The sequence below is a fragment of the Variovorax sp. P4_B11 genome (assembly GCF_056402355.1).
This window is the reverse complement of the sequence record NZ_JBFUHO010000047.1, coordinates 1-11,842: the sequence shown is the minus strand read 5'-3', so window position 1 is coordinate 11,842 and position 11,842 is coordinate 1. Positions and strand designations below refer to the sequence as shown.

The window sequence follows — 11,842 nt, the reverse complement described above, 5'->3', positions numbered from 1 at the left end:
CAGTGCTCAGATCCCCTTCGACGAAGGGTTCACGAAAGCGTCCCGGGTCTCTGCATTGAGCGGATAGTTGATGTTGATGTTCTTGGGCGGGATGGGGGCCATGAACCAGCGGTTGTAGAGCTTCTCCATCTCGCCCGATTTCATCATGCCGCCGACCACGCGGTCCACCAGCGCCTTGAACTCGGGGTCGTCCTTGCGCAGCATCAGCGACTGGTTCTCGGTGCGCAGGCTTTCGCCGGTGATCAGGAAGTCCTTCGGATTGCGCGCATTGGCGATCTGTCCCGCCAGCAGGATGTCGTCCAGCACGAAGGCCTGGGCGCGGCCGTTCTCGACCAGCAGGAAGGACTCGGTGTGGTCCTTCGCCGCCACATTGACCACCTCGAGGTTCTTGCCCTTGTCGGCCTCGCGCAGCAGCCGGAACGAGGTGGTGCCGGTGGTCGTGACCACGGTCTTGCCCTGCAGGTCGGCGACGCTCCGGATGCCCGAATCGGCCTTGACCAGCATGCGCACGTTGTAGCGGAAGATGTCCGGCGAGAACGCCACCTGCTTCTGCCGCTCGACCAGGTTGGTGGTGGAGCCGCATTCGATGTCGACCGTGCCGTTGGCCACCAGCGGAATGCGGTTGGCGGAGGTCACGGCCTGGTAGCGGACCTCGATGGCCGGCATCCGGAGTTCGGTCTTGAGGGCCTCGACGATCCGGTTGCAGATGTCGATGCTGTAGCCGATCGGCTTCAGGTTGCCGTCGAGGTAGGAAAAGCCGAAGGACGATTCACGGTAGCCGAAGGTGATGGCGCCGCTGGCCTTGACCTTGGCCAGCGTGCCGCCCTCCTGGGCCTGGGCGGAGGTGAGCGGAACCAGCGCGCAGCCCGCGATCAGGGCGGCGCAGGCAAGGGTGGACAGACGAGCGAAGGCCATGGAGCAACTCCTCGAAGCGGGTTGAAGAACGAAAACAGGGGAGGTTCGGTCGGCGCTTCAGCGCGCCTGTGGTGCATCGACCGCGCGCGTGACGGTGTCGATCGCGGCGGCCAGCCGGGTCGCGATTTCCTGCAGGTCCTGCCGCGTGGCGATGAAGGGCGGCGCCAGCAGCACGTGGTCGCCCTGCCGGCCATCGACCGTGCCACCGAAGGGATAGCACAGCAGGCCCCGCGCCATCGCCTCCCTCTTGATCCAGGCATGCAGCTGCAGCCCGGGCGCGAACGGCGTCTTGGCGGTCCGTTCGGCCACCAGCTCGATACCCCAGAAGAAGCCGCGGCCGCGGATGTCGCCCACGTGCGGATGGTTGCCGAGCGCCGCGCGCAGCATGGCGCCGAACGCCTCGCCGTCGTCGCGTACCTTGGCCAGCAGGCCGTCGCGGCGGATCACCCGCTGCACCGCGAGCGCGGCCGCACAGGCCACCGGATGGCCGAGGTAGGTATGGCCGTGCTGGAAGAAGCCGCTGCCCTGCGACATCGCCTCGACGATCCGGCGCTGCGCGAGCACCGCACCGATCGGCTGGTAGCCGCCGCCGAGCCCCTTGGCGACCGTGACCAGGTCGGGCACCACGCCCTCCTGCTCGCAGGCGTAGAGCGTGCCGCAGCGGCCCATGCCGCACATCACCTCGTCGAGGATCAGCAGCACGCCATGGCGGTCGCAGACCTCTCGCACGGCCTTGAAATAGCCCGGCACCGGCGTCAGCACGCCGGCCGTGGCGCCGCCGACGGTCTCGGCCACGAAGGCGATCACGCGGCCGGCGCCTTGCGCCAGGATCGCCGCCTCGAGCTCGGCCGCGAGCCGCAGGCCGTACTGCGCGGCGCTCTCGCCCTCGCGCTGTTCGCGGTAGGGATAGCACGGAGCAATGTGGGTGGCCGGCACCAGGATCGGCGCGAAAGGCTCGCGCCGCCAGGCATTGCCGCCGACCGCCAGCGCGCCCAGCGTGTTGCCGTGGTAGCTCTGGCGGCGGGCGATGAAGTGGGTGCGCTGCGGCTGCCCGATCTCGACGAAGTACTGCCGCGCCATCTTGAGCGCCGACTCGACGGCCTCGGAGCCCCCGCTCACCAGGTAGACATGGCTCATGCCTTCGGGTGCGCTTCCAGCGAGCTCGTCCGCGAGCTGCTCGGCGACCTCGCTGGTGAAGAAGCTGGTGTGGGCGTAGGCCAGTTGGTCGATCTGCGCATGCATGGCCGCGATCACGTCCGGATGCCCGTGCCCCAGCGACGAGACCGCGGCACCGCCCGAGGCGTCGAGGTAGTCGCGGCCGGCGGCATCGCGGATCGTCATGCCGCTGGCGGCAACGGCGACCGGCGGCGTGTGGCGGAGATGGCGGTGGAAGACGTGCGTCATGGCGTTCTGTGACTGGAACTAATGCACCGATATTATTATTGTTTGGAACATTTGTTCCGTCAAGCGATTCTGGAACACATCTGTTCGATCCGGTACATTTGTTCCAAACCAAGAGAGGAATCCCATGGGCGTCAAGGACGATCTCCGCCAGCGCTTTGCCGGCCTGAGCCCTGCGCTGCAGCAGGTGGCCCGGTACGTGCTCGACCATCCGAACGACGTGGTCACGCACTCGATGCGCACCGTCGGCACGCGGGCCGGGGGCACCCCGGCCACGCTGGTTCGCTTCGCGCAGCACCTGGGCTATGCGGGCTGGCCGCAGTTCAAGGAGGCGGTGGCGTCGGACATGGGGCTCGGGCCCGAGGCCTACGGCGAGCGGGCCCGCACGCTGGTCGGCCGGGCGACCGACCGCGGCCTGGTCGAGGAGATGTTCGAGGTGCAGCGCCACAACCTCGAGGCCACGCAGCGCCAGAGCGCCGCCACGCTGCAGAAGGCCTGTGCCCTGCTCGAGAAGGCGAATACCGTGCACGCGGCGGGCTTCAGGGCCTGCTTCCCGATCGCCTTCGCCTTCGTCTACGTGTACCGCATGTTCCGCAGCAGCGTGCAGCTGATCGACGGCCAGGGCGGCTCGCTAGAGATGCAGCAGCGGGCGATGGCCAAGGGCGATGCGCTGGTCGTCGCCAGCTTCGCGCCCTACTCGCGCGAAGCGCTGCAGGTGGCCGAAGCGGCCAAGGCCGCCGGCTGCAAGCTGCTGGCGCTGACCGACAGCGCGGCCTCTCCATTGTCGCTGCTGGCGGACGAGACGCTGCTGTTCGCGATCCAGAGCCCCTCTTTCTTTCCTTCGGTCGCCGCCGGCACGGCACTGGCCGAAGCCTTGCTCGAGCTGCTGGCCAGTCGCGCCGGCAAGCCGGTGGTCAAGCGCATCGACCAGGCCGAGACGCAGCTGTTCGAGTCGGGGGCCTACCTGCAGGCGCCGAGGCTGCGCGGGGGCTGACTCAGGAACTGGCCGCTGCTACCGGCTTCGGCGACGGCGCCAGCCACTCGGCATGCCAGCCGCCGCCCAGCGACTGGATCAACGTCACCGCCGCGAGCTGGCGATTGGCCTGCACCTGCAGCAGGGTCCGCCGCGAATTGAGCGCGGACACCTGCGCCACCACCACGCTGGTGTAGTCGATGGTGCCGGCGCGATAGCGGTTCAGGAACTGCTGTTCGGTGCGGTCGGCCGCAGCCGAGCTCTGGCGGCGCAGCACCTCCTGCTGCGCCAGGCTGGTGCCGGCGGTGAGCTGGTCCTCGACGCTCAGGAAGGCCGCCAGCACCGTCTGGCGATAGCGCGCCACCGAGGCTTCGTGCCCGGCCTTGGCGGCATCGACGCTGGCGCCGATCGCGCCGGCGTCGAACACCACCTGCGCCACCGAGAGGCCCAGCGACCACAGCGTGTTCGAGGCATTGAACAGGTCGCCCAGGCGGGACGCGCTGGTGCTGATGCCGCCGCTCAGGCTGAAGTTCGGGTAGTAGGCCGAGCGCGCGATGCCGATCTGCGCATTGGCCGCCGCCACCTGCCGCTCGGCCGATGCGATGTCGGGCCGGCGCTCCAGCAGTGTCGAGGGCAACTCGGCCGGCACACCGGGCACCGCCATCTTCCACTCGGCCACGGGCAGGCTGAAGTCGGCCGGCGCCACGCCGACCAGCACCGCGATCGCATGCTCGAGCGCATCGCGGTTGCGCTGGAGCGCGGCGCGCTCGGCCTGGGTATTGGCGTACAGCGTCTCGGCCTGCAGCACGTCGCTCTGGGCCGCGATGCTGGCCGCATAGCGGTTGCGCGTGATCTGCAGGCTGCGCTCGTAGCCTTCCAGCGTGTCGTCGAGGATGCGCAGCTCGGCGTCGGCCTCGCGCAGCGAGAAGTAGTTGGTGGCCAGTTCGCCGACCGAAGACAGGCGGGCCCCTGCGAGGTCGGCTTCGCTGGCCTGGGCCGTGGCCTGCGCGCTGTCGACCGCCTGGCGCAGGCGGCCCCAGACGTCCGGTTGCCAGTCGACGCCCAGCACGGCCGCGGAGGCGGTGGCGGCCGAGATGTCGCGGCCCCCGGTACGGCGCGCGCTGGCGTCGAGCGTGACCTGCGGGAACAAGGCCGCGCGCTGGCCGCGCACCAGCGCCTGCGCCTGCGCGTAGTTGGCGACCGCGGCGGCGATGTTCTGGTTCGAGACCTGCACGCGTGAGGCCAGGTCGTCCAGCGTGGCGTCGCCGAAGAGCTTCCACCATTCGCCGCGGTCGAAGGCATCGGCCGGCGCGGCAGGCTGCCAACCCGCTTCGGCGGGCGCCGACTTCCAGGCCGCCGGCGCGGCCACCGGCGGCCGCTCATAGGTCGGGCCGACGGCACAGCCGGCCAGCAGTGCCGCCAGGGCCAGTGCCACGGGAAGACGGGGGAAAGGACGTTTGGCTGCAGTCATGGATTCGATGCGATCTCGGGCGCGCCGGTCAGGGAGGATCCGGCGCCGCGGCTCAGGGATTTTTCGTTGGCGGGCCGCCGGCGCAGCTTGTCGAGCAGCACGTAGACGACCGGCGTGGTCAGCAGGGTCAGCAGCTGGCTGGCGATCAGCCCGCCGATGATGGCGACGCCCAGCGGCTGGCGCAGCTCCGAGCCGAGGCCGAAGCCGATCGCCAGCGGCAGTGCGCCGAGCGCGGCCGCCAGCGTCGTCATCAGGATCGGGCGGAAGCGCAGCAGGCAGGCCTCGCGTACCGCCTCGACGGCGCTGAGCCCGCGCGAGCGCTCGGCCTCGAGCGCGAAGTCGATGATCAGGATCGCGTTCTTCTTGACGATGCCGATCAGCAGGAAGACGCCGATCAACGCGATGATCGAGAACTCCATCCGGAACAGCAGCAGCGCCAGCACCGCGCCGACGCCGGCCGAGGGCAGCGTGGTCAGCACCGTGATCGGATGCACCAGGCTCTCGTAGAGCACGCCCAGCACGATGTAGATCACGATCAACGCCGCGACGATCAGGAACCACTGCTGCCCCTGCGACTGCTGCGCCGCCAGCGCCGTACCCTGGAAGCTGCCGCGCACGTTGATCGGCATCGCGATGTCGGCCTCGGCCTGGGCCACGATGCGCTTGGCGTCCGACAGGCTGACGCCGTCGGCCAGGCTGAACGAGACCGTGCTCGCGAGCTCGGTGTCCTGGTGGTCGATCGAGGTCGGCACCGCCCGCTCGCTGAGCTTGGCGAAGGCCGAGAGCGGCACCATGCGCGTGGTGTCGGTGGCGATCTGCTGGCCGGTGGAGGCGGTGCGCAGGGCCGGATTGGCCGACACCGTGGTCGAGGTGCCGGTGTTGGCGTCGGTCGTGTTCTCGACCGAACTGGTCGTCGACTGGCCACTGGCGTCGGTGGTCGTCTTCAACGTCGAGGGCACGTACAGGTCCTTCAGGACGATCGGCGAGCGCTGGAAGCGCGGCGCCCATTCCATCACCACCGAGTACTGGTTGAGCTCGTCGTAGATGGTCGCCACCGCGCGCTGGCCGTAGGCGTTGTAGAGCGCGTTGTCGACCGCGGCCGAGGTCACGCCGAGCCGCGCGGCGGCCTCGCGGTCGACGTCGACGAAGGTCTCGACGCCGTTGTCGGCATCGTCGCTGTCGACGTCGGTCAGCGCGGTCTCGTCGCGCAGCCGGTTGGCCAGCTTGGTCGACCAGGCGCGCAGATCGGCCAGGTTGTCGCTCTTGAGCGTGTACTGGTAGCTCGAGTTGCTCGAGCGTCCGCCCATGCGCAGGTCCTGAACCGGGCTCAGGAACACGCGCAGGCCGGTCAGCTGGTTGAGCTGGGGCCGCAGGCGGTCGATCACGGCCTGCGTCTTCTCGCTGCGCTGCGCCACCGGCTTGAGGTTGACGAACATGAAGCCGCCGCCCGAGCGGCCGCCGCCCGAGAAGCCGACCACGGTGTCGACCGCCGGGTCCTTGCGGATGATGTCCACCGCCTGGCGCAGCTTGTCGGCGATCGCGCCCGAGGAGATGCTCTGGTCGGCGCGCAGCCCGGCGTTGAGCTGGCCGTTGTCCTGCTGCGGAAAGTAGCCCTTGGGGATCGCGTTGAAGAGATAGACGTTGAGCCCGATCACGGCCAGCAGCACCGCGATCACCACGCCCTTGCTGGCCAGCGCCCAGTCGAGGCTGTGGGCGTAGGTGCGCAGCGTGCCGTTCCAGGCCCGCTCGGCCAGCCGGCCGAAGCCGGCGCGCAGGCGCCCGGGCGGCTTGCGATCGCCCTCCTCGGCCTTGCTGCGCAACAACATCGCGCACAGCATCGGCGTGGTGGTGAGCGAGATCACCAGCGAGATCAGCACCGAGGCCGACAGCGTGACCGCGAACTCGCGGAACAGCCGCCCGACCTGCCCGCCCATGAACAGCAGCGGGATGAACACCGCCACCAGCGACAGGCTGATCGACAGCACCGTGAAGCCGACCTCGCGGGCGCCGCGCAGCGCCGCCTCGATGCGGTTCATGCCGGCCTCGACGTGGCGCGTGGTGTTCTCGAGCACCACGATCGCATCGTCGACCACGAAGCCGGTGGCGACGGTCAGCGCCATCAGGCTCAGGTTGTTGAGGCTGTAGCCCAGCAGGTACATGACGCCGAAGGTGCCGAGCAGCGAGACGACGGTGGCGACCGCGGGCACGATGGTGGCGCGCGCCTTGCGCAGGAACAGGCCGACCACCAGCACCACCAGCACCACCGAGATCATCAAGGTGGCCTCGATCTCGCGCAGCGAGGCACGGATGGAGTTGGTGCGGTCGGAGGCGACCTGGACTTCGATGTCCTGCGGCAATTGCGCGCGCAGCTCGGGCAGCAGCTCGCGCACGCCGTCGACGGTCTCGATGATGTTGGCGCCGGGCGACTGCGTCACCAGCACGATCACCGCCGGCTCGCCGTTGAAGAGGCCCAGGGTGCGGGTGTTCTCGACGCTGTCGATCACGCGCGCGACGTCGCCCAGGCGCACTGCGGCATTGTTGCGCCAGGCGATCACCATGTCGCGGTACTCGGCGGCATGGCGGCCCGGTGCCGGCGTGTAGATCTGGAGCCGGCGGTCGGCGCTCTCGATGGCGCCCTTGGGCCGGTTGGCGTTGTTGGCCTGAATAGCGGCCCGCACGTCCTCGGTGCTGATGCCGAAGCGGTTGAGCGCGAAGGGCTCGAGCTCGACCCGCACCGCGGGCAGCGAGCCGCCGCCGATCTCGACCTCGCCGACGCCTTCGACCTGCGACAGGCGCTGGCTCACGATGTTGGACACTGCCTCGTAGATCTGACCCGGCGTGCGGGTCTTCGAGGTCAGCGCGAGGATGATGACCGGCGCCGCGGTCGGGTTGCGCTTGCGGTAGGTCGGGTTGCTGCGCAAGGTGGCCGGCAGGTCGGCGCGGGCGGCGTTGATCGCGGCCTGCACCTCGCGCGCGGCGCTGTCGATGTTGCGGCTCAGGTCGAACTGCAGCGTGACCCGGGCCGAGCCGTTGGAGCTGGTCGAGGTCAGCTCGTTGACGCCGGGGATGATGCCGAGCCGCCGCTCCAGCGGCGTGGCGACACTCGAGGCCATGGTGCTGGGGCTGGCGCCAGCCAGGCTGGCCTGCACCGAGATCGTCGGGTAGTCCACCTGCGGCAGCGGCGACACCGGCAGCACGAAGAAGGCGACGATGCCGGCCAGCGCGATGCCGATGGTGAGCAGCATCGTGGCGATCGGGCGCTCTACGAAAGGTTTGGAGAGGTTCATGTGGCCTCTCTTGGCTGCCTTGCGCCGGGACAGGGGGCGCGGCGGCGGGCGGTATGCCCCGGACCGGCCGACGTCACCGGCCCTTCGGGCTTCCCTGCGCTGCTCGCGGTACGCGGGGTCTCGCTCAAACTCGCCTTCGGCTCAAACAGTCGCGAGCCCTGATCCGCGTACCGCTGCGCTGCTCGGCGGTGCCTCAACGGCCGGTCCGGGGCATACCGCCCACCACCGCGGACAGGTCGGGGTTGCATCGGCGTTGGAGACGTAGGCATTGCTCGCACACCCCCAAGCCCGGCATGCGGTGCGGGTCGGGCGATCCCCTCTGCGCCGCTGAGCAGCGCAGCCTTTCGCGGATCAGGGCTCGCGACTGTTTGAGCGAGACCCCGCGAAAGGCGAGCAGCGCAAGGCAGCCCGAAGGGCCGGCGCAGTGGGGTCGCTCGGCCCGTACCGCGTGCCGGGCGCACTTCCAGGGGGAACGCGTCCTTGATCGAAAGTTGACCACAAGTCATCCCGCTGCCCTCTGCCCAAACCGCCGCCCCAACCGATCGAAGGCCAGGTAGATCACCGGCGTGGTGAACAGCGTCAGCACCTGGCTCACCACCAGCCCACCAAAAATCGCCAGGCCCAGCGGCCGCCGCAGCTCGGCGCCCTCGCCCCAGCCCAGCATCAGCGGCAGCGCTGCGAACAACGCCGCCAGCGTGGTCATGAGGATCGGCCGGAAGCGCAGCAGCGCCGCCTGGTGGATCGCCTCCAGCGGCCCCTTGCCCTGGTGGCGCTCGGCGTCGATCGCGAAGTCGATCATCATGATCGCGTTCTTCTTCACGATGCCGATCAGGAGGATGATGCCGATGATGCCGATCACCCCGAGGTCGTTGCCGGTCAGCATCAGCGCCAGCAGCGCACCGACACCGGCCGAAGGCAGGGTCGACAGGATGGTCAGCGGATGGATGTAGCTCTCGTAGAGCACGCCCAGCACGATGTAGACGCAGACCACCGCGGCCAGGATCAGCCACAGCTGGTTGGTCAGCGACTTCTCGTAGGCGCCGGCGGCACCGAGGAAGGTCATGCTCACGCTCGGCGGCAGCGCGATCTCCTTCGCCGCGGCGCGGATCGCCGCCACCGACTTGCCGAGCGACACGCCCGGCGGCGTGTCGAAGCCGACGGTCGCGCCCGGGTACTGCGCCACGCGCGTGACCTGCAGCGGCGCGAACTGCTCGCGCACCGAGGCCAGCGCCGACAGCGGCGTCGCCGTGCCGGCGCCGGTGCGCAGCTGCAGCGTGCCCAGGCCCTCCGGCGAGGACAGCGCCTCGCGCTGGGCCTCGAGGATCACGCGGTACTGGTTGGTCTCGGTGAAGATGGTCGACACGATGCGCTGGCCGAAGGCGCTGTAGAGCGCATCGTCGACCGAGCTCGCCGTCACCGACAGCCGCGACGCCGTGTTGCGGTCGATGTCGACATAGGCCGACAGGCCCTTGGCGCCGGCGTCGGTGGTCGGATTGCGCACCTGCGGCACGCTGCGCAGGCGCTCGACCAGCTTCTGCGCCCACTCGTTCACTGTCGTCGTGTCGGCACCTTCGAGCGAGACGCGGAACTCGGTCGGGCCGGTCTCGGCATCGATGGTCAGGTCCTGCGTCGGCTGCAGGTAGAGCGACACGCCGGCCACGCCGTCGCGCACCCGCTCGCGCAGCCGCTGCATCACCACGGCCTGGTCGCCGTGGCCGCCGCGCAGGTTGATCAGCATGCTGCCGGTGTTGAGCGCCATGTTGTTGGCCGCGTCGACGCCGACCACCGAGCTCAGGCTCTGCACGTCCGGATCGGCCAGGATGATGTTGGCGGCGGACTGCTGCAGCTCGGCCATCCGCACATAGGACACTTCCTGGGCGGCCTGCACGCGGGCCTTGAGCTGGCCGGTGTCCTGGGTCGGGAACAGGCCCTTGGGAATCCACACGTAGAGCGCCACCGTCAGCGCCAGCGTCAGCAGCGCCACCACGAGCGTCAGCGGCTGGTGGCGGAACACCCACTGCAGCCAGATGTCGTAGCGCGCGATCACGCGGTCGAAGAAGCGCTGCACCGCGGCCCCGAAGCGCCCGCCCTCCTCGGCCTGCGGCCTGAGCCAGCGCGCCGACATCATCGGCACCAGCGTCAGCGAGACCACCGCCGAGATCAGGATCGTGATCGCCAGCGTCACCGCGAACTCGCGGAACAGGCGCCCGACCACGTCGCCCATGAACAGCAGCGGGATCAGCACCGCGACCAGCGACACCGTCAGCGAGATGATGGTGAAGCCGATCTGGGTCGCGCCCTTCAGCGCGGCCTGGAACGGCGGCTCGCCCTCTTCGAGGTAGCGCGCGATGTTCTCGATCATCACGATCGCGTCGTCGACCACGAAGCCGGTCGCGATGGTCAGCGCCATCAGGCTCAGGTTGTTGAGGCTGTAGCCCAGCAGGTACATCAGCCCGCAGGTGCCGATCAGCGAGATCGGCACCGCGATGCTGGCGATCACCGTGGCGCGCACGCTGTGCAGGAAGAAGAAGATCACCAGCACCACCATCACCACCGCCAGCGCGAGCTCGAGCTGCACGTGGTTGACCGAGGCGCGGATGCCGGTGGTGCGGTCGCTCAGCACCTCGACCTTCAGCGCGCCGGGCAGCGAGGCCTCCAGCTCGGGCAGCAGCTTCTTGATGCCGTCGACCGTTCCGATCACGTTGGCGCCGGGCTGGCGCTGCACGTTGAGGATGATGGCGGGGTACAAACGCTCACCCCCAGGCTTCGCGCACTGCGTGTCGCTCTCGCCTCCCCCCTCTCCGGGGGCGATACCAGCAGCCCGGCAAAGCCGGTTCTGCGGTATCTCTGGAAGAGAACCGGCCTTCCCGTCGGGCTGTACCCCGGCCCAGGCGCCGAGCTGGGTGTTCTCGGCGCCGTCGATGACGCGCGCGACGTCGCTCATGCGCACCGGCGCGCCGTTCTTCCAGGCGACGATCAGGTTCTTGTAGTCGGCCGCCGTGACCAGCTGGTCGTTGGCGTTGATGGTGTAGGCCCGCTTCGGGCCGTCGAAGCCGCCCTTGGCGCTGTTGGCGTTGGCCGCAGCGATAGCGGTGCGCAGCGTGTCCAGGCCGATGCCGACCGCGGCCAGCGCGTTGGTGTTGGCCTGGATCCGAACCGCCGGGCGCTGGCCGCCCGAGAGCGACACCAGCCCGACGCCGCCGACCTGGCTGATCTTCTGCGCCAGCCGCGTGTTGACGAGGTTCTGCACCTCGGTCAGCGGCATGGTCTCGGAGCTCACGGCCAGGGTCAGGATCGGCGCATCGGCCGGGTTGACCTTGGCGTACACCGGCGGCGCCGGCAGGTCGGCCGGCAGCAGCGAGCCGCCGGCGTTGATCGCCGCCTGCACCTGCTGCTCGGCGACGTCCAGGGTCTGGTCGAGCGCGAACTGCAGCGTGACGATCGAGACACCGGTGGCGCTGGTCGAGCTCATGCGGTCCAGTCCCGCCATCTGGCCGAACTGGCGCTCCAGCGGCGCGGTCACGGTGCGGCTCATGACCTCGGGGCTGGCGCCCGGATAGAGCGTCTGCACCTGGATCGTCGGATAGTCGACCTGCGGCAGCGCCGCCAGCGGCAGGAAGCGGAAGCCAACCAGGCCCGCGAGCACGATCGCAAGCATCAGCAGCGCGGTCGCGACGGGCCGCTCGATGAAGGGACGCGAGGGACTCACCACGCCCCCTTACTGCGGGGCAGGCCGCTGCCTGCGGCCCTCGCCACCCGGCCCGCCGGGCGTGCGCGGCCCGCGCGGGCCGGAGG

6 protein-coding genes are annotated in these 11,842 nt (G+C 69.6%); 1 reads left to right on the top strand and 5 read right to left on the bottom strand.

From position 1 onward, the window contains the following. Positions 1–6: 6 nt before the first annotated feature. Positions 7–915, bottom strand: coding sequence for a transporter substrate-binding domain-containing protein (locus AC1DYD_RS30185; protein WP_478176429.1), 909 nt, complete (start codon positions 913–915; stop codon positions 7–9). A gap of 57 nt (positions 916–972) precedes the next feature. Beyond that, positions 973–2,319: an aspartate aminotransferase family protein gene (locus AC1DYD_RS30180; RefSeq protein WP_478176428.1), complete on the bottom strand. Its 1,347-nt coding sequence runs from the start codon at positions 2,317–2,319 to the stop codon at positions 973–975. A 124-nt stretch (positions 2,320–2,443) separates the two neighbouring features. On the opposite strand from AC1DYD_RS30180, the gene AC1DYD_RS30175 reads away from it, so the two are divergent. Further along, on the top strand, positions 2,444–3,310 hold the full coding sequence (locus tag AC1DYD_RS30175; RefSeq protein ID WP_478176427.1) for a MurR/RpiR family transcriptional regulator: 867 nt from the start codon (positions 2,444–2,446) through the stop codon (positions 3,308–3,310). 1 nt (position 3,311) lies between these two features. On the opposite strand, the gene AC1DYD_RS30170 is transcribed toward AC1DYD_RS30175, so the two are convergent. The 3 genes from AC1DYD_RS30170 to AC1DYD_RS30160 all read right to left on the bottom strand — a co-directional run bounded on the left by AC1DYD_RS30170 (position 3,312) and on the right by AC1DYD_RS30160 (position 11,756). Further along, complete coding sequence (locus AC1DYD_RS30170) at positions 3,312–4,760, bottom strand: efflux transporter outer membrane subunit (protein ID WP_478176426.1); 1,449 nt, start codon at positions 4,758–4,760, stop codon at positions 3,312–3,314. Then, positions 4,757–8,047 carry an efflux RND transporter permease subunit gene (locus AC1DYD_RS30165; protein WP_478176425.1) on the bottom strand — a complete coding sequence of 1,097 codons (3,291 nt, stop codon included), beginning with the start codon at positions 8,045–8,047 and terminating at the stop codon, positions 4,757–4,759. Before AC1DYD_RS30165 ends, AC1DYD_RS30170 begins: the two co-directional genes overlap by 4 nt. A gap of 502 nt (positions 8,048–8,549) precedes the next feature. Beyond that, on the bottom strand, positions 8,550–11,756 hold the full coding sequence (locus AC1DYD_RS30160; RefSeq protein WP_478176424.1) for an efflux RND transporter permease subunit: 3,207 nt from the start codon (positions 11,754–11,756) through the stop codon (positions 8,550–8,552). Positions 11,757–11,842: the final 86 nt, after the last annotated feature.